19 protein-coding genes, 1 tRNA gene and 1 pseudogene are annotated in these 17,193 nt (G+C 67.2%); 14 read left to right on the forward strand and 7 right to left on the reverse strand.

Translation table 11 applies throughout. The features are described from left to right. Positions 1-16: 16 nt before the first annotated feature. The 9 genes from ACZ3II_RS07845 to ACZ3II_RS07885 all read left to right on the forward strand — a co-directional run bounded on the left by ACZ3II_RS07845 (position 17) and on the right by ACZ3II_RS07885 (position 7,883). Positions 17-1,138, forward strand: coding sequence for a type IV pilus twitching motility protein PilT (locus ACZ3II_RS07845; RefSeq protein ID WP_465516853.1), 1,122 nt, complete (start codon positions 17-19; stop codon positions 1,136-1,138). Between the two features lie 4 nt (positions 1,139-1,142). Continuing rightward, positions 1,143-2,372, forward strand: a complete 1,230-nt coding sequence (locus tag ACZ3II_RS07850) for a type II secretion system F family protein (protein ID WP_465516854.1) — start codon at positions 1,143-1,145, stop codon at positions 2,370-2,372. Between the two features lie 124 nt (positions 2,373-2,496). Then, the gene (locus ACZ3II_RS07855) at positions 2,497-3,015 is read left to right on the forward strand and encodes a type II secretion system protein (RefSeq protein ID WP_465516855.1); all 519 of its coding nucleotides are present in this window, start codon (positions 2,497-2,499) and stop codon (positions 3,013-3,015) included. A 71-nt stretch (positions 3,016-3,086) separates the two neighbouring features. After that, complete coding sequence (locus ACZ3II_RS07860; RefSeq protein WP_465516856.1) at positions 3,087-3,869, forward strand: prepilin peptidase; 783 nt, start codon at positions 3,087-3,089, stop codon at positions 3,867-3,869. A gap of 73 nt (positions 3,870-3,942) precedes the next feature. After that, positions 3,943-4,965 (forward strand): type IV pilus assembly protein PilM, encoded by a 1,023-nt coding sequence (gene pilM, locus ACZ3II_RS07865; protein ID WP_465516857.1) that lies wholly within the window; start codon positions 3,943-3,945, stop codon positions 4,963-4,965. Continuing rightward, complete coding sequence (locus tag ACZ3II_RS07870; RefSeq protein ID WP_465516858.1) at positions 4,965-5,666, forward strand: PilN domain-containing protein; 702 nt, start codon at positions 4,965-4,967, stop codon at positions 5,664-5,666. Before pilM ends, ACZ3II_RS07870 begins: the two co-directional genes overlap by 1 nt. Beyond that, on the forward strand, positions 5,666-6,241 hold the full coding sequence (pilO, locus tag ACZ3II_RS07875) for a type 4a pilus biogenesis protein PilO (RefSeq protein WP_465516859.1): 576 nt from the start codon (positions 5,666-5,668) through the stop codon (positions 6,239-6,241). Before ACZ3II_RS07870 ends, pilO begins: the two co-directional genes overlap by 1 nt. A 140-nt stretch (positions 6,242-6,381) precedes the next feature. Further along, positions 6,382-6,777, forward strand: coding sequence for a response regulator transcription factor (locus ACZ3II_RS07880; protein WP_465516860.1), 396 nt, complete (start codon positions 6,382-6,384; stop codon positions 6,775-6,777). 224 nt (positions 6,778-7,001) lie between these two features. After that, on the forward strand, positions 7,002-7,883 hold the full coding sequence (locus tag ACZ3II_RS07885) for a helix-turn-helix domain-containing protein (RefSeq protein ID WP_465516861.1): 882 nt from the start codon (positions 7,002-7,004) through the stop codon (positions 7,881-7,883). Here the strand turns inward: ACZ3II_RS07885 and ACZ3II_RS07890 are convergent. The 4 genes from ACZ3II_RS07890 to ACZ3II_RS07905 form a co-directional block, all read right to left on the reverse strand. Beyond that, entirely contained in the window at positions 7,880-8,452 is a 573-nt protein-coding gene (locus ACZ3II_RS07890) for a hypothetical protein (protein WP_465516862.1), read from the reverse strand. The two genes, ACZ3II_RS07885 and ACZ3II_RS07890, sit on opposite strands and share 4 nt — an antisense overlap. A gap of 74 nt (positions 8,453-8,526) precedes the next feature. Beyond that, the gene (locus ACZ3II_RS07895) at positions 8,527-8,832 is read right to left on the reverse strand and encodes a hypothetical protein (protein ID WP_465516863.1); all 306 of its coding nucleotides are present in this window, start codon (positions 8,830-8,832) and stop codon (positions 8,527-8,529) included. A 161-nt stretch (positions 8,833-8,993) separates the two neighbouring features. Next, a tRNA-Ala gene (locus ACZ3II_RS07900) sits at positions 8,994-9,066 on the reverse strand. Positions 9,067-9,159: 93 nt separating this feature from the next. After that, positions 9,160-9,708, reverse strand: a complete 549-nt coding sequence (locus ACZ3II_RS07905) for a YqgE/AlgH family protein (protein WP_465517248.1) — start codon at positions 9,706-9,708, stop codon at positions 9,160-9,162. Between the two features lie 122 nt (positions 9,709-9,830). Here ACZ3II_RS07905 and ACZ3II_RS07910 point away from each other — a divergent pair, with 122 nt between their 5' ends. From ACZ3II_RS07910 to ACZ3II_RS07925, 4 genes and pseudogenes are all read left to right on the forward strand, one after another. Continuing rightward, on the forward strand, positions 9,831-10,637 hold the full coding sequence (locus tag ACZ3II_RS07910) for an S-methyl-5'-thioadenosine phosphorylase (protein WP_465516864.1): 807 nt from the start codon (positions 9,831-9,833) through the stop codon (positions 10,635-10,637). 89 nt (positions 10,638-10,726) lie between these two features. Further along, positions 10,727-11,407 carry an aggregation-promoting factor C-terminal-like domain-containing protein gene (locus tag ACZ3II_RS07915; RefSeq protein ID WP_465516865.1) on the forward strand — a complete coding sequence of 227 codons (681 nt, stop codon included), beginning with the start codon at positions 10,727-10,729 and terminating at the stop codon, positions 11,405-11,407. 517 nt (positions 11,408-11,924) lie between these two features. Continuing rightward, complete coding sequence (locus ACZ3II_RS07920) at positions 11,925-12,425, forward strand: hypothetical protein (RefSeq protein WP_465516866.1); 501 nt, start codon at positions 11,925-11,927, stop codon at positions 12,423-12,425. Next, a pseudogene (locus ACZ3II_RS07925) lies at positions 12,422-12,798 on the forward strand (type II toxin-antitoxin system VapC family toxin). Before ACZ3II_RS07920 ends, ACZ3II_RS07925 begins: the two are co-directional and overlap by 4 nt. A 203-nt stretch (positions 12,799-13,001) precedes the next feature. Here ACZ3II_RS07925 and ACZ3II_RS07930 read toward each other — a convergent pair. The 3 genes from ACZ3II_RS07930 to ACZ3II_RS07940 form a co-directional block, all read right to left on the reverse strand. Continuing rightward, on the reverse strand, positions 13,002-13,253 hold the full coding sequence (locus ACZ3II_RS07930) for a Txe/YoeB family addiction module toxin (protein ID WP_465516867.1): 252 nt from the start codon (positions 13,251-13,253) through the stop codon (positions 13,002-13,004). Next, positions 13,250-13,525 carry a type II toxin-antitoxin system Phd/YefM family antitoxin gene (locus ACZ3II_RS07935; RefSeq protein WP_465516868.1) on the reverse strand — a complete coding sequence of 92 codons (276 nt, stop codon included), beginning with the start codon at positions 13,523-13,525 and terminating at the stop codon, positions 13,250-13,252. The genes ACZ3II_RS07930 and ACZ3II_RS07935 overlap by 4 nt, the downstream gene beginning before the upstream one ends. A 434-nt stretch (positions 13,526-13,959) precedes the next feature. Beyond that, complete coding sequence (locus ACZ3II_RS07940) at positions 13,960-14,142, reverse strand: zinc-binding dehydrogenase (RefSeq protein ID WP_465516869.1); 183 nt, start codon at positions 14,140-14,142, stop codon at positions 13,960-13,962. Positions 14,143-14,523: 381 nt separating this feature from the next. Here ACZ3II_RS07940 and ACZ3II_RS07945 point away from each other — a divergent pair, with 381 nt between their 5' ends. Next, positions 14,524-16,644: an Lsr2 family DNA-binding protein gene (locus tag ACZ3II_RS07945; RefSeq protein ID WP_465516870.1), complete on the forward strand. Its 2,121-nt coding sequence runs from the start codon at positions 14,524-14,526 to the stop codon at positions 16,642-16,644. Positions 16,645-17,193: the final 549 nt, after the last annotated feature.

Below are 17,193 nucleotides of genomic sequence, written 5' to 3' on the forward strand. Positions count from 1 at the left end.
GAAGCCGGGAGAGCAGATGGACACGCTCCAGCACGACGTACGCGAGGCGGGCTCCGCCGGTTCCGCGGACGACCTGGACGTGCTCGACCACCTGTTGGTCACCCTGGTCGAGTCGGGCGGCTCCGACCTGCACCTGACGGTCGGCTCCCCGCCGATGATGCGGGTGCACGGCGCGCTGCGGCCGGTCCCCGGTTACGGCAAGCTGAACACCGCCGACACCGAGCTGCTGGCCCGCGCGGCCGTCACCCCCGCCCAGTGGCAGACGTTCCTGGTCGAGCAGGAGATGGACTTCGCGCACAGCATCGTCGGCGTCTCCCGGTTCCGCGGGAACCTCTACCGGCAGCGCACCTCGTGCGGAGCGGTGTTCCGGTCCATCCCGCACAAGATCAAGCCGCTGGACGAGCTGGGCATGCCGGAGTCGGTGGGCCGTTTCGCCCACCTGCCCCGCGGCCTGGTGCTGGTGACCGGCCCGACCGGGTCCGGCAAGACCACCACCCTCGCGTCCCTGCTCGACCTGGCCAACCGCAGCCGCGCCGACCACATCATCACCATCGAGGACCCGATCGAGTTCCTTCACCCGCACAAGCGCTGCGTGGTGAACCAGCGTGAGGTCGGCTCGGACACCGAGAACTTCGCCTCGGCGCTCAAGCACGCGCTGCGGCAGGACCCGGACATCATCCTGGTCGGCGAGCTGCGCGACCTGGAGACCACGGCGACGGCGCTGACCGCGGCCGAGACCGGCCACCTGGTGATGGCGACCCTGCACACGCAGAGCGCCACCCAGACCATCGACCGGGTCATCGACATCTTCCCCCCGCACCAGCAGCTGCAGATCCGTGCCCAGCTGGCCGCCAGCCTGCAGGGCGTGATCACCCAGGCGCTCGCGCCGACCGCCGACGGAAAGGGGCGTGCGGTGATCTGCGAGATCCTCACCTGTACCCCGGCCATCCGCAGCCTCATCCGGGAGGGCAAGACCCACCAGATCCCGTCCTTCATGCAGGCCGGCGGCAGCGAGGGCATGCTCGCCTTCGACCAGCACCTGGCCGAGAAGATCCGGGACGGCAAGGTCGACATGGCGACGGCGCTGGAGATCTGCCACTCCGCCGAGGAGCTCAAGCGCCTCGTGGGCCGGGCGTGATCCGATGGCGACCACCAAGACCTTCCACTACGAGGCGCTCGACGCCACCGGCAAGAAGACCAAGGGGACCATCGAGGCCCCCAACGAGGCCGCCGCCACCCACATGCTGCGCACCCAGGGCGCGGTGCCGCTCGGCGTCATCGAGTCCGGCAAGGGCCTGCAGCGCGACATCAAGATCCCCGGGCTGGGCAACAAGGTCAAGCTGAAGGATCTCGCCGTCGTCGCACGGCAGTTCGCCACGATGACCGCGTCCGGCATGTCGCTGCTGCGGTCGCTGTCGATCCTCGAGGAACAGACCACGTCGCCGCCGTTGAAGAAGGCGATCGCCGAGGTCCGTACCGACGTGGCCGGCGGCGCCGGGCTGTCGGCGTCGATGGCCAAGCACGACCGGGTCTTCCCGCGCCTGATGATCGCCATGATCCGGGCCGGCGAGACCGGCGGCATGATCGACCAGGCACTCGAGCAGGTGGCCGAGAGCCTGGAGAAGGACACCGCGCTCCGCGGCAAGATCAAGGCAGCGCTGACCTATCCGGCGATCGTGCTGGGCTTCACCTTCGTCATGATCGCCGGCGTTCTCATCTACATCGTCCCGATCTTCGAGGGGATGTTCAAAAGTCTGGGTGGCGAACTGCCGGCCCCCACCCAGTTCCTGGTCACGGCCAGCCACAACATGGGCTGGCTGGGGCCGCTGACGCTCGGTATCGCCGTCACCGGCACCATCCTCTACAAACGCCAGCACCGGGCGAGCGCTAACTTCCGGCTCAAGGTCGACCAGCTCAAGATGCGCACGCCGGTCTTCGGCCCGCTGCTGCGCAAACTGGCCATGAGCCGGTTCTCCCGCAACCTCGGCCTGCTCCTGAACGTCGGTGTTCCGGTCATGCAGGCGCTCGCCGTCGTCGGCGAGACCACCGGCAACGAGATCATCAACGCCGCCATGAAGGACGTCCAGGCGACGGTCCGGGACGGCAACCCGATGTCCTCGGCGCTCCGCCACCACCCGATCTTCCCGACCATGGTCACCCAGATGATCGAGGTCGGCGAAGAGAGCGGTCAGATCAGTCAGATGCTCGACAAGGTTGCCGACTTCTACGACAGAGAAGTGGACACCGCGGCCGAGTCACTGACCGCCTCGATCGAACCGATCATGGTCGTCGTCATGGGCACCGTGGTCGGCGGCATGGTCATCTGCCTTTACCTGCCGATGTTCACCATCGGCCAGAACATCCAGGGCTGACGCGACTCGCAACGACGCGCCGCTGACTCCCCGGCCGACTCCCGACGGCCGTAGCACCACCCCGGGCGCCCGAGCCCGAACCACCCATCCCCGCACCACCCTTATGCCCACGGAGGCAACCCGAATGCGTATGCAGGACATCATCGCCCGACTCCGCGCCGGCAAGAAGAACGACGAGGGCTTCACCCTGATCGAGCTCCTGGTCGTGGTCGTCATCATCGGCGTCCTGGTCGCGATCGCCGTGCCGGTGTACCTGAACTACCGTCAGGGCGCCGCCGACAAGTCGGCCCAGTCGGACGTCCGCGGCGCGATCAGCGCGGTCGAGCAGTACTACACCAGCAACGGCAACTCCTACCCGACGCCCAGCGCCAACAAGACCAACGACGGCACCACCGCCAACCAGACCCTGGTCCTCCCGGCGACGGCCGGCGGCACGGCGGCCACCATCACCCTGTCGGACAAGACCCAGCTCTCGTACGTGCTGGTCCCGGCCAGCGGCACCGACCCGATCTCGTACAAGATCTGCGCGAACAACACCGGCGGCAGCGGCAAGTGGTACCTGTACAACAGCCTGGCCGGCGGCTCGGTCAAGGCGGCTTCCGGCGCCCTGGTGCTCGCCTCCTGCAACCCCACCACCCCCTGACGCACTGAACGCCGGGTGGCGCTACGGCGCCACCCGGTCCGTCTCCCGCGAGTCCTCCGGAGGATCCCACCGTGCCCCAGGCTCTGCTGTTCGGCATCGTGGCCCTCCTCGGGCTCGCGGTGGGCTCGTTCCTGAACGTCGTGATCCACCGGGTGCCCCGCGGCGAGTCGCTGGTCAGCCCCGGCTCGCACTGTCCCGAATGCGGCCACCCGGTCCGGGCCCGGCACAACGTCCCGGTGTTCGGCTGGCTGATGCTGCGCGGCCGGTGCGCCGACTGCGGCACCCGGATCAGCGCCCGCTACCCCCTGGTCGAGGCCGGCACCGCGGTGCTCTTCACCGCCGTCGCCGCCCGTTTCGGCTGGTCCTGGGAGCTGCCGGCGTACCTCTACCTGGCCGCGATCGCGATCGCCCTGGCGATGATCGACCTCGACGTGATGCGGCTCCCCAACAAGATCGTGCTTCCGTCGTACGGCGTGGCGGCCGCCCTGCTCGTCCCAGTCTCCCTGACCGCCGGCGACCCGGCCGACCTGCTCCGCGGTCTCCTCGCCGCCGTCGTCCTCTACGTCCTCTACCGCGTGCTCGCCCTCTGGGGCATGGGCGGCGGTGACGTGAAACTGGCCCCGCTGCTCGGCTTCTACCTCGGCTGGCTCGGCTGGAGCGCGGTCGCGGTCGGCGCCTTCGCCGGCTTCCTGCTCGGCGGCCTGGTCGGCGGCGTGCTGCTGGCCACGAAGCTGGCGAGCCGCCGGAGCCGGATCCCGTTCGGCCCGTACATGCTGGCCGGCGCCTTCCTGGCGGTCTTCGCCGCGGCGCCGCTCGCCGACTGGTACACCAATCTGCTACTTCCCGCTTCTTAAGCGCCGAAGGCAACGACCGATCAGAACAGGCGGATCCCGCCTGTGCGGGCACACTCGTAGAGGAAGGAAACCGATGGCTGGCTCACCGCCGATCGGGCTCGACATCGGCTCGTCCTCCATCCGGGCGGTCGAGGTTCGCCGCAGCAAGGACGACTACACGCTGATCAACTTCGGCCAGTTCCCGCTCGAGGCGGGCACCGTGGTGGCCGGCGTGGTGCAGAACCCGGGCGCCGTCACCGCCGCCCTCAAGCAGCTCTGGGCGGCCAGCAAGTTCGGCACCAAGCGGGTCAACCTGGCCGTCACCAACCCGCAGCTGGTGGTCCGCGAGACGTCGATCGCCAACCTGCCGGCCGGCCAGATGCGCCAGGCCCTGCCGTTCCAGGTCAAGGAGCAGCTCCCGCTCGCGGTCGAGCGCTCGCTGCTGGACTTCTACCCGCTCGAGCAGCCCGGTGACAGCCCGACCGTCCGCGGCCTGCTGATCGCCATGCCCAAGGACGCGGTCCTCACCCTGGTCCAGGCCGTCGAGAAGGCCGGTCTGAAGGTCGCCGGCGTCGACCTGGCCTCGTTCGCCCTGCTGCGCGCCGCCTCCCGGCTGGACGCCCAGGTCGAGGCGATAGTCGACATCGGCGCCAACATCACCAGCGTGGTGGTGCACGCGGACGGCGAGCCGCTGTTCGTGCGTACCCTCCCCCGCGGTGGCACCGAGATCACCGAGAACATCGCCACCCGGCTGGGCCTGCCGCCGATCGAGGCGGAAGCCCTCAAGTGCCGGTACGGCCTGCACGGCGACGGCAACCCGGACACCGTGGCGGCCCTGATCGACGCGGTCCGCCCGCTCGCCAGCGAGCTGCGCAGCTCGTTCACCTACCTGGCGTCCGGCGAGCGGCAGAAGCAGGTCACCCGGATCTCGCTGTGCGGCGGCAGCGCGCTGATGCCCGGCCTCGCCGAGCACCTGCAGGAGCAGCTCGGCGTCGCGGTGATGTACGCCGACAACGCCGCCCGCCTCCGCGACACCCGCAAGGCCCGGGAACGCGGGTTCGACAGTTTCGTGCCGTCGGCCGCGGTGTCGATCGGTCTCACCCTCGGAGCGGCCTGATGACCACCACCGCCCTGATGCCCGTGGACCCCTCGGTGTCGCCGCAGCAGGCCGCCCGGATCCTCACCATCCGCGCCGACCTGCTGCCCCCGGAGATCCGGGACAGCCGGCGGGCCACCCGGACCCGCTCCCTGATCATCTTCCTGCTGGTCGCCACGCTGGCCGTCCTCGGCGGCTGGTACTGGCAGGCCACGGTCGCCAAAGAGACCGCCGACCAGGACTACAACGAGACCTTCCAGACGCTGAGCAAGGTCCGGGACGAGCAGAAGACCGAGAAGCTCACCGCCCTGGTCCAGTACCAGACCGGCGGCAAGGCACTGAACGCCGAGTTGACCACGGTCCTCGCCGAGGATCTCTCCTGGACCAACCTGATCAACCTGGTCGGGGACCGCGCCGACGCCACCAAGGTGTCCCTCAGCGACTTCAGCGCCTCCCTGAGCGATGCGGACAGCGGCGCCACGATCATCGACGAACACGCGATCGGCATGCTGACGATCTCCGGGGTGGCCGAGAACAAGAAGGTCGTCGCCGACTTCGTCAACGAGCTGGGTGACCTGGAGGACCTCACCAACCCGTTCGTGACCAGCGTGACCAACGTCAGCGCCGGTACCAAGGGTGTCTCGTTCACCCTGTCCGTCACGATCACCGACAAGGCGTACTGCGGTCGCTTCGCCAAGGACTGCCCGAGCGGAGGCAAATGATGAACGCACGCCGCATCGACCAGCTCTGGCTCTTCGGCGGGCTCACCCTGGTGATCATGCTGGTGCTGGGCAGCTGGTTCCTGGTGATCAAGCCGCAGTACACCGCCCGCGACGCGGTCCTCTCCGACACCGCCGACACCGAGGTCCAGCTCGTCACCGAACGCAAGAAGCTGGCCGAACTCAACGAGGACCTGAAGAAGGTCGCCACCTACAAGGCCGACCTGCTCACGGCGCAGAAGGCGCTGCCGTACGGCACCACGACCAACAAGATCCCCGAGTTCCTCAAGCAGTTGCAGACCCTCGGCGGCACGTACGACGTCGAGGTGAGCGGCTACAGCGCCTCGGCGCCGCAGCTCTCCAAGGCGGCGCCCACCGTCAACGAGCTGCCGATCAGCCTCAACGTCGAGGGCAAGGTGGAGAACATCACCCGCTTCCTCAAGCACCTGCAGACCGTCCAGCCCCGGGCCGTCCTCATCGAGTCCGCCCGGCTCACCCCCGGCGAGACCGGCTGGTCGCTGTCCCTGGCGCTGAAGGCGTTCATCACCTCGACCAAGACGACGTCCGTCAGCTCGTGACCCGTACCCCGGAAGAAGCCCTTGCTCCCCGGAGCAGGGGCTTCTCCCGTCTTTCGGCGCAACCGGACAGCAACCGCACGGCACTGATGAACACCGGGCCGCCGCCGATCGTCAGGACGTCCACGAGGAGGGAACCCCCGATGAACCAGAACCTGATCCTGATCGCCGATGACGACAACGACGTCCGCGACATGCTCACCGTCACCCTGGAGGCGGCCGGTTACCGCGCGCTCGGCGCCAAGGACGGCAACACCGCCGCCCGGATCCTCACCGTGGCGAAGCCGATCGGCATGATCACCGACGTCCGGATGCCGGCCATGAACGGCATGGAGCTGTGCCAGCTCGCCCGGCTGACCCCGGCGACCCGCGACATGGCGATCCTGATGGTCTCCGGCAACGGCCACGCCTACGACGTGGACGCCGGGCTGGTCGCGGGCGCGGACGGCTACGTCACCAAGCCGCTGTCGCCGAAGGCCGTTCTCGCCACGTTGCAGGAGGTCATCGGGCGCCGGCAGCTGGGGGCACTCGCGTCCTGAACGGGATCGACCCCTGTGCGATTCCTATGTATCCGCGCCAACCTCTCGCATTCCCCCGAAACCATCGATATCGTTACGCACGGTCCGCGCCGTTCCCCCCGTAGCGGCGCGGGCCACCTATCTCCGCGCACCCCCACATGCGCTCCACTGCGTGACGGAAATCTTACTTTGCGTCATCGACTGTCGTCCCTGGATACTTGAGGCCCCGCCTTGAGGTGACCCGGATGACGTTTCCTGAGACGCTGACCCGACTTCGCGAGGCGCACGGCCTCAACAAGAAGCAACTGGCCAAGCTGATCGGCTTCGACCCGTCCTACGTCAGCCACATGGAGAGCGGCCGCCACCGCCCGACCTACGAGTTCGCCGTCCGGGCCGACACGGTCCTGCACGCCGAGGGCAGCCTGGTGTCCGCCTTCCTGGCCGGCGACCCCGCGGCCGAGGTGCCCGACGGCCGCCGGTCCCTGCCCGGCATCTCACCGGGCCTGGTGGTCCGCCACGAACGGGCCGAGCTGTCCCGCCACGACGACGGCTTCTACCTGATCGCCATCCAGCGGGAGATCCACAACGGCTCGGAGCAGCCGGTCACCAGGTTCCCGGTGCACATCGAGGTCGACGTCTACCCGGCCGACGCCCGGCGCTCCCGGCTCTTCTACCGGGACAACCCGGTCACTCTGGACGAACTCGACTTCCGGGCCGCGTTCAACGGCGAACCCACCCGCTGGGACCTGGTCCGCGACCGGGACTCGTACAAGAAATTGCATGTCCGCTTCGAACCGCACGGCATGCTCACCCCGCTCTATCCCGGCGAGTCCGCCATGATCGAGACGCGGTACCGGGTGCCCTGCACGAAGTGGGGCGACTGGTTCGAGCGCGAGATCCGCTGGCCCACCGAGCACCTGTCGGTGTCGATCCGCTTCCCCGAGCGCCTCGGCGTCCGCCTGACCGCCCACGAGGTGACCTGGGCCGGCGACCGCGCCCTCCCCACCCGCATCGAGTCACGCGTCTCCGGCGGCGTGCGCCAGTACGACTGGAGCACCGCCCACCCCACCCTGACCAACCAGTACCGTTTCGCCTGGCAGCTGGGCCACCGGCAGGCCGCGGCCTAAACCATCGTCTCGCGCATCAGACCCTCCCACATCGGGTCCGGGCGGAACGGCGGCAGGGGCAGGTCGCCACCGAGCGCCGTCCAGCCACGCTGCCACCACGCCGCGCTGCGCACCGGCCACAGACCGGCGCGGACGGCGGCGACGATCTGGCAGCGTACGAGAAGAAGGCCCGCCGCCAGGCCGTCCAGCTCGATCGGCCCGTCCTGCGCGCAGGCCCGGGCCACCTGCTCGGCCGTGCGCTCCATCTCGCTGTAGGCCACCAAGGACGGCGCGTCCGCGATCCGGACCGCGATCGTGGAGTCGAGCACGACCCCCGTGTCCACCGGCGCGAAGACGACGTCGCCGGGGGTCAGGATCAGCGGCCGCATCCCCTGCTCCCCCTCCAGCACGAACTCCACGGCGGGATCACCGTCCGGCGCCGTGATGTTCCGGTGCCGCCAGACCGCCCCGGCATCGAGCCAGACGGTGTCGTCGATGGCCGGCACGACGACGCCGACCCGCCCCGCCTGCACCGTGACCCGGATCTCCGGCAGCTCCGACAAGGCCTCGACCACCTGCTGAGTCTCCACCCTGGCCCCCGTTCGTCAATCACCACGACGCGACCATCCTTGCTCATGGACGCCACATCGCCGGCGCGCCGAGGTCAGTACAGCGACGAGGGGTCGAGGCCGAGAGCGTTGAGGACGGTGGTCACCACCAGCGCGACGCTCACGCCCACCGCGATCAGCACGGCGAATCCGAGCAGCGCCACCGCCACGGACTTCCCTGTCCCGACCAGGTCCTCGACAAGGATCTTGCGCCGATCCACGCGGGCCCAGACGATCGGCGGGAGTTTCCGCGTGTCGCCCGGGCTCGCCGGAACCGCCGTCCGTGCCGGGGCGTCGTGGCTGGCCCCCACCCGGAAACCGTCCCGCCCGGACCCCTGAGCGGGCGATGTCGCCTGCACCATGATGTCGCCTCCTCCGGCCACAACCAGCGCGATCGTTGTGCCCTCCACATCGGCCGGCGGCAGGTGTTCCGCAGGGGCCGTTCGGCCTGTCCCGCTGGGCCGCCGGACCCGGGAGAAACAGAAAAGGCCCGACCGGAATCCGGTCAGGCCTTTTTCAAGGGTGGAGCTGAGGGGACTCGAACCCCTGACCCCCACACTGCCAGTGTGGTGCGCTACCAGCTGCGCCACAGCCCCTTGAACTGCTACTTCGTCTTGCTTGCCCCGGCGTTTCCCCCGGGCACGCTGGAAATATTACACACCCCTCCGAGCCCCGTCGAAGGACCCCCCTCAGTTGAGCGAGACGTCCGGGGGGAAGTGGGCGACGGCTGCCAGGATGTCGCCCTGCCGGCGCAGCACCATGGCCCACAGGTCGTCTGGTCGCTCCACGAACGGGTCGCCGGGGAGGGCGTCGAAGACGAACCAGGAGCCGGCCTCGATCTCGTCCTCCAGCTGGCCCGCGGACCATCCGGAATAGCCGGCGAAGACGCGGATGCCGGTGACGCTCTCGCGCAGCCGGTCCGGGTCGGCGGACAGGTCGAGGGTGCCGAGGGCGCCGCTGACCGGGTGGAAGCCGGACAGCCGCTTCTTCACGGCGGGTTTGGTGCGGGCCAGGCAGATGGCCGACTCCGGCTGCACCGGGCCGCCCTCGAAGAGGACCGCGGGGTCGCCGGCCAGCTCGCCCCAGTTGCCGAGGACCTCGGCGACCGGGACCTCGGTGGCGCGGTTGAGCACGACCCCGAGGGCGCCGCCCGTCTCGTGGGCCACCAGCAGCACGACCGTACGGTCGAAGTTGGGGTCCTTGAGGGTGGGCGTGGCGACGAGCAGCTGACCGGTCATCGACTCCACCGACCGGCCTCCGATCCGCTGCTGCTCACCGAACACCTGATTACCGCCGTCCAGTCGACGTAGCCATGACTCGCACATTAGCTTGCGTTTCCGCCCCCCGATAAGGTCTGTGCATGAACCGGCCACCTACGGCAGCAGAGATCGGCGTCATCGGCGGATCGGGGCTGTACGCGCTTCTCGACAACGCCACCGAGCACGTGGTCGAGACCCCCTACGGCCCGCCGTCGGACCCGGTGACGGTCGCCGAGGTGGGTGGGCGCCGGGTGGCGTTCCTGCCCCGGCACGGCCGTGACCACCGCTTTCCGCCGCACAGGATTCCCTATCGGGCCAATCTGTGGGCGCTGCGTTCGCTCGGGGTGCGGCAGATCGTGGCCCCGTGCGCGGTCGGTGGCCTGCGCCCGGAGCTGGGTCCCGGCACGTTCGTGGTCCCGGATCAGCTGATCGATCGCACCAGCGGCCGGGAGCAGACGTTCTACGACTCGGGCGCGGTGCACGTGTCGTTCGCCGACCCCTACTGCCCGGCCGGCCGGGCCACGGTGCTGGATTCCGCCGCCCGGGTGAACGCGGTGGACGGCGGCACCATGGTCGTCGTGGAGGGCCCGCGGTTCTCCACCCGGGCCGAATCCCGCTGGTTCACCTCGATCGGCGGCACGATCGTGAACATGACCGGTCACCCGGAAGCGGTGCTGGCTCGCGAGCTGGCGCTCTGTTACACGGCGATCGCCCTGGTGACCGATCTGGACGCGGGTGTCGAGGGCGACCACGGCGTCACCCAGGAGGAGGTCTTCACGGTCTTCGCCGACAACACGGCCCGGCTCCGGGACGTTCTCCTGGACGCGGTCGCCAAGCTTCCGGTCGAGCGCACCTGCCCCTGCCCGGACGCCCTGGCGGGCATCGAACTGCCTTTCGAGCTTCCCTGAGCCGTACGCCGTACCCAAAAAGTCACCGCACCCCGGTGGACACCGCCCTGCCCGCCGGGGAAGATCCATGGTCGTTGAAGGGATCACCGGTGAATCGACTTCGTAGCGTGGGCGCCCGCACCGCATCGGTGGCGCTGCTGGTGGCCGGCCTGGCCGGTGGTGTCCAGCTGGCCCGGCAGCACGCCGACCGGGACCGCGCGGCTGACGACGCCGTCCGGTCCCAGATCGTCGCGCAGCAGCTCACCGTCGCCCGGGAGGCCAAGCACGCCGCCGACCGCGCCGCCCGCGCCGCGTCGGAGAAGACCGCCGCCCAGAAGGCCGCGGCGCTGACCCGGACCGACACGGCGTACGCGCGTTCCCTGGACGCCGCGCAGAAGAAGGACACCGCCGAGAAGAAGGCCGCCGCCGAGAAGGCCGCCCGCACCGGCCCGGTCCCTTACACCGGCACGATCCCGGCGTCCTGCCAGTCGTTCAGCGGCAGCCGCGAGATCGGCTGCGCCCTGATGATCAAATCGGGTTTCGCCTTCAGCGAGTTCTCCTGCCTGAACAAGCTGTGGGACCACGAGAGCGGCTGGAACTACAAGGCCCGCAACCCGTCCGGCGCCTACGGCATCCCGCAGGCCCTCCCCGGCCGCAAGATGTCCTCCGCCGGCGACGACTGGGAGATCAGCCCCGCCACCCAGATCACCTGGGGACTGGGCTACATCAGAGGCCGCTACGACTCCCCGTGCGGCGCCTGGTCCCACTTCCAGGCCAACAACTCCTACTGACCCACCACACTTCTCTCAACCCCTGCTCCGGTACGGGCCACAGAAGTCCCGTGCCTCGCGGCGACCACGGCAGGCGTTCCCTCCCGATCGCCCTCGGGTGCGGGCCATGCATGCCCCTTCCGGTCACCCCCGGCTGGTTGTCAGGGCTGTCTCAACTGCAGTTGAGACAGCCCTGACAACCAGCCGAACCCACAACAACCGCGAGGCCAACCGCCAACAACAAGCCGGGGTAACCGCAGGCCGGCAACGAACGGCGAGCCCGTAACGCGGGGTTTCCGGGGGGCTCGGCCCCCGGAGCTAGCGAACCGGAACGGCCCCCGGCTCGCGCCTTTCGCGAGCAGGGGGCCGCCATGCCGTGGAGGTGGCAGTGGCCTACTTGAACCCTCAACGAGTGTGCAGCGGCTTCAAGTGGCACTTTCCGGCAACTGGCCATGGAAGGAGACGAGCACCGGTCCATGCTGCGTCTGCTGTGTTTGCTTATATATTTGCGCTATCTTCTTGGACGGAGGTGACGCCCATGGCAACCATCGAGGTCGACGAGTACACGAAGCAGACCGTTTCCTTCGCAGCGCGGATGGCCAACCTGACCGAGGGCGGGATCATTCGTCGCCTGATCGAGGCCAGCCTCTTGCCCGAGGAGAGTCTCCCTACCTCAACCGATCACGGCATCGCGATCTATGGGGACTACGACGGACACCGAGTGCGTGCCCGATACTTCGAGCCGGCACGCGTCGAAATCGTCGACGGCCCGCTTGCTGGTCAGTCATTCAAGAGCCCCACCGGCGCAGCACGGGCCGTAGTCAGGCACTACAACCCAGGCATCAACGACAACCGCAACGGTTGGGCGTTCTGGCAGATAGACGATGAGTCAGGCACGCGCGCGCCGCTCCAGACCATCCGGCCGCGAACGATCAGGTCTGGCCGAGGCTCCCTGAAGGGCCGGCTCGCCGCCGCCGATGACTGGGATTCGCCCGAGCTCAATGAAGGCATTGCACGTGACTTCGGGCTCGCGCCATGAGCCTTCTGCTGGACACCCATGTGGTGATGTGGTGGCTGGACGACGATCCCACCCTCGCCGACAGCATCAAGGATCGTCTCGATCAGGACGACGAGGTGTACGTCAGCTCAGCCACGGTGTGGGAGGTATCGATCAAGCAGGCACTTGGTAAATTGGGACCGCCGGACTTGCCCGAGCGAATCCGCGACAGCGGCTTTCGGCACCTGGCCATCACAGTCGATCATGGGATAGCGGCAGGTCGATTGCCGACACATCACCGCGATCCCTTCGACCGCATCCTGACCTGATCGCTCAGGCTCAGATCGAGGGTCTGACGCTGGTTACTCGCGATGCCCACATCCAGAAATACGACGTGTCCGTCCTACCCATCTGACGCAACCGCAACGCACGAACCGCAACGCGACCCACCTGCCACGCCCACCGTGGTGCGGGGTTTCCGGGGGCTCGGCCCCCGGAGCGGGAAACCGAAACGGCCCCTGTTCGCGTTTTCCGCGAAGAGGGGCCGCCATGCCGTGGAGGTGATGGCCTCCTGCTTGCACCGAACGGTCCAGCTCGAACAGTTGCGCGCGACCTTGATCAGTAGTGATAGCGGGCCTGCACGATGATCAGGTTCTCGCCGCGTACGGTGTAGACGAGCCGGTGCTCATCAGTGATCCGCCGGGACCAATAGCCACTGAGGTTCTCGGTCAGACGCTCCGGCTTGCCGATCCCCTGGCCAGGATCGCGCAAAGCCTCTTCAATCATCCGATTGATCCGACGAAGCGTCTTGGGCTCACCCACCCAAGACGTGTAGTCCTCCCAACCGGTCTTGTCGAAGGCGATGTTCACGACGCCTGACGCCCCAGCTCCTCGCCGCCGGGGATCAAATCACGACGCTCGAACTCACCGGCCTCCACCCGGGCCACGCTGTCCATCAGTCGCCTCGCATTCGCCGGCGACCTGAGCAGATACCGCGTTTCCACCATCGATCGCCACAGACTCTCAGGCACGAGGAACGCGGTGCCCGACTTCGAGACGATCTCCACCGCTTCCTCATCGTCGTTGACCTGCTCAATCAGTGGAAAGAGCCGCTTTCGCGCTTCACTCGCAGACAGAGCCACAGCAACGCCCTCCAAGAGTCGTACCACTATCCGGTACAAGTTTACCCTGCCGGCGACCCATATCGCGGTCGAGAGCTGACAGGGGTTCTGAGCCTGAAACCGAACTCCTCGCATCACTGAGGTGCCCGCGCCCGGATTGATCGGCTCTCACCGGAACACCGAGCCGCCCGTCGAGCTCACGCAGAGCCCCCCAGGCAGCGACCGGAAGCCCAGCGGTGGGTACTTCTTCAACGACCCGCACGTAAACTGATCGACCCACCCCGTCAACGTCAGCCGTGACACCGTCGAAGATGACTGTGGCGCCACCCTCATCGGAGGGCGCCACAGTCACGATCTTGCAGTGAAGCTGATATTCGCTTACTTGAACCGCGCCCACGAGACGCCGGGACTCCGTTCCGTTCTCACCACGAACGGTTTCGATCAGACAGCCTGACTCAGGGAATGAGCACTGTCTTTCCCGTGACCTGACGGCTCTCGAGCAGGCGGCGGGCTTCTGCAGCCTGCGCCAGTGGCAACGTCGTGACCTCAGGGGCGATCGCACCACTGGAAAGCTGATCAACGAAAGCAACCACATCGGCGCGGAACCGCGCGGGGTCCCTCCTGACGGCGCTTTCCACGGTGTGCAGGACGAGCCTCGGGCCAGGGTGACCTTGGCACGGACGATGGCGACGATCATGCGCCTTAGGGCGTACGCGCGAGAGTGTCGGCGTCACCCGTGTGCGCGCAGGTCAGCCCGACGCTGCGCGAACCACCCTTTCGAGTGAACGCACCTACGCAGAATGTCGTACCCACGCCCTACCATGCTTCTCGCGTCAAACCATCCAGCGCCTTCCACACCCCCCAGATATCTCCAAAAGCCGAAAGGACCAGGCCCGACGATGCCCGACAGCGGTACTTCCCCCCTCGAAATTCCGCCTGCGTTGCCATGGGCATCACGACTGCTCGCCGTCCCGGTGTTGCCCGGGGCGCCGGAGGGATGGATCTCAGACCTTCGGAACATGCTGCCGTCGATCGCCGAAGCCCGGTTGACGGCGCAGTCCATGTTCAACTGGAAATCGGGTGAACCCGAGAAGGTTACCGGCGAGTGGCTACTGCGCCGTCTGTCCCCCATCGGGCTGTTGGTCAAGAATGATGCGGGGCTGATCACGCTGACCAAGGAAGCCGAAGACTGGCTTGGTAACCACAGTGAAGAATTCCTGATCGGCCTTATCCACAGCAGGATCCGATTCGTCGGTGAAGCATTGGCCGAGATATGCGGCGAGGCACGCACTCACGAGGAGTTGCTCGAGCGCGCCAAATCCAAGTACGGAGTCGGCTGGTCTTCCCTCGATCAGGTGCGCCGGAGGACGGCATGGCTTCGGGTGGGAGGATTCATCGAGCGATGGTCGCACTACGAGGTCGTGCCGACGGCTCGCGGCCGCCAATTCCTCGAGAAGCTTCAAAACGTGGACCCTTCCTCACTTCCACACGCGGGCCGGGAGGAACAGACAGTCATCGACATCCCACCCGCCGAGGGTGCTATCGCCGGACTTCTCAACTCTCTCGACGACGAAAAGCTCAGCGCACGTAAGCGGGTCATCGGCTTTTTACCGGCTGGGCGCGAGGGAGAGACTTTGTACGAGAGCCTACGCCGGCTCACCACCTTCTTCAGTCCAGCGATCGAGAGGCATGAGTACCAGCGCATCTGCAGTGTAGAACTCGGCCTCTCGAAGTCATCGGCCGAAACGGCGCTGGCAGCGCTACGATCTATCGGCTTGGTAGAACAGGCGGGCTTAGACAGGTTCACTCCAACAAGTGGCGCGCAGCAGTGGCTCGAGAGTTCGGAACCTGTCGACCTCATGCGAATCATTCATTCCCACGTGCTCCTTTTCGGCGAGCTGGTGACCTTGTTACCTCGACCCACCGATGTCGGCGACCTCATGAGTGCTGTTCAGGAGTTGCTCGGAGACGACAGCCCGCAACGTTCGGAGATCGGGGTCCGCCTCCGCCTTCTGAGCAGCTGCGGGCTGCTCGTACGCGTGTCGCACACCAGCTACATGGCTACCCCGCTCGGCCGTTCGGTGGTTGCTGACCTGCCCTGCATCCAGCCCGACAGCACACCTTCGCCGGCCGCGGAGAACTTGGCCGCGCCAGTTCTTTCACCTACGCAGGAAGCGGTGGTTGAGCTACAAGAAGCTTCAACCGATTCCCGCGATCCGAAGCGGTTCGAACTCGCTGTGCAGAACGCTCTGCGCCTTCTCGGATTCGGCGTCCGCCATCTCGGCGGGCCCGGACGCACGGATGTCATGGTGTCCATATGGCTCGGCCCTGGCAAGAAGCGCCGAATCACCGTGGAAGTCAAGTCGTCCGGATCCGGGCAAGTATTGGAAGGATCCATCAGCTTTGACGCCATTGAGGAGCACAGAGCCCGACATGATGCGGACCGAGCCGTAATCGTCGGCCCGTCTTTCCCGGACGGCCGCTTGCGGAAATGGGCACAACAGCGCAACGTCCGTTTGATCGATGTCACGACATTGCGACGGTATTTGGAACTGAACGAAATCGCCCCTCTCGCACCGAGCGCCTTGGCGGGCATCTTCGACGTGGAAACCGCGGCGCCGGAAACCGCCTGGGATGAGGCCATCAGAAGGCAAACGCTCATGAAGCAGGTCGTGGCGACGATGTGGCGCGAAGCCAATGATGACCGGGAGGTAGCGAGGTCGGGCGGGATGCTTGATGTCACGGCGTTGCGATACCTGTTGCGAGACAAACTTGACCCAGATCCCGACGAGATTCAAGAAATCCTCGCCTTCCTTACCTCTCCACTGATGCAGACTGTCAGGCGCAAAGGAGATAAGTACTATCCGTTAGAATCCCCCGACATCACCGCATCCAAGCTGCGAGCGATCGGCGTTGAGTCCGACGGCCCGAATAGCGTCAAGGCCCCACCCGAAGTGGTCGAATCAACGGACCCAGAGCTGTCGGTTTCCGAGGAAGAAACCACGACACTAGGATTCGTCCCCACTCCAGTAAGCGTGGATGCGGCAGCGGTTAGAACCTGGGCAGCGAAAGCAGGCATTCACGTCCGCGACAAAGGCCGTTTGCCTTCAAGCGTGATCAAGCAGTATCTCAACCGGTGAGAGTAGCCTTCAGCCTAAAACCAATTGCGGGCTACGTGACTTGGGGAGCTAAGCTGACGACCGTCCCGCGCAGTGAGCCGCCAAACGCAACCACCGCACTGCGGGGGCTCTGAGGGCTCCCCATCGGGGCAGATGTGTCGAAAGGCGCCCTATCTGCGCTTTCCGCAGATAGGGCGCCTTTCGCCTCCGTGGAGGTGCTCACCGCCTACTTGAACCCCGCAGACGAACTGGTCGGGATCCGTTCCGCGTCCGGTACCGCTCCGAACTCGCTCCGCTGGCACTTGCCGCAACCCTCGACCTGGCGGCCCTCTGGCTGCACTCGACGCAGCCGGAGGGGTGGGGCTGGGTTCTCGCTGTCACCGTCGCAGCGGCTGCGGTGGCAGCACTCCGAGGTGCACCCTGGGGCGTTGTCCGATCCGAAGAACGTGCGTACGCAGCGGTCGCGACCACGGTTGCCGGTACGTGGCTCGCCGCAGCGACCGCGCTCGGTCCGGGACCGAGCCCGCTGCAGTCGCTTCTGCTGGTCGCCATGACGGCCGGTGCGATCCC

Source organism: Actinoplanes sp. NPDC019969, from assembly GCF_055562375.1.

Coding starts and splice junctions, on each gene's coding strand:
- ACZ3II_RS07845 (WP_465516853.1), top strand. CDS start 17: ATGGACACGCTCCAGCACGACGTACGCGAGGCGGGCTCCGCCGGTTCC.
- ACZ3II_RS07850 (WP_465516854.1), top strand. CDS start 1,143: ATGGCGACCACCAAGACCTTCCACTACGAGGCGCTCGACGCCACCGGC.
- ACZ3II_RS07855 (WP_465516855.1), top strand. CDS start 2,497: ATGCGTATGCAGGACATCATCGCCCGACTCCGCGCCGGCAAGAAGAAC.
- pilM (WP_465516857.1), top strand. CDS start 3,943: ATGGCTGGCTCACCGCCGATCGGGCTCGACATCGGCTCGTCCTCCATC.
- ACZ3II_RS07870 (WP_465516858.1), top strand. CDS start 4,965: ATGACCACCACCGCCCTGATGCCCGTGGACCCCTCGGTGTCGCCGCAG.
- pilO (WP_465516859.1), top strand. CDS start 5,666: ATGAACGCACGCCGCATCGACCAGCTCTGGCTCTTCGGCGGGCTCACC.
- ACZ3II_RS07880 (WP_465516860.1), top strand. CDS start 6,382: ATGAACCAGAACCTGATCCTGATCGCCGATGACGACAACGACGTCCGC.
- ACZ3II_RS07885 (WP_465516861.1), top strand. CDS start 7,002: ATGACGTTTCCTGAGACGCTGACCCGACTTCGCGAGGCGCACGGCCTC.
- ACZ3II_RS07895 (WP_465516863.1), bottom strand. CDS start 8,832: ATGGTGCAGGCGACATCGCCCGCTCAGGGGTCCGGGCGGGACGGTTTC.
- ACZ3II_RS07905 (WP_465517248.1), bottom strand. CDS start 9,708: ATGACCGGTCAGCTGCTCGTCGCCACGCCCACCCTCAAGGACCCCAAC.
- ACZ3II_RS07910 (WP_465516864.1), top strand. CDS start 9,831: ATGAACCGGCCACCTACGGCAGCAGAGATCGGCGTCATCGGCGGATCG.
- ACZ3II_RS07920 (WP_465516866.1), top strand. CDS start 11,925: ATGGCAACCATCGAGGTCGACGAGTACACGAAGCAGACCGTTTCCTTC.
- ACZ3II_RS07945 (WP_465516870.1), top strand. CDS start 14,524: ATGCTGCCGTCGATCGCCGAAGCCCGGTTGACGGCGCAGTCCATGTTC.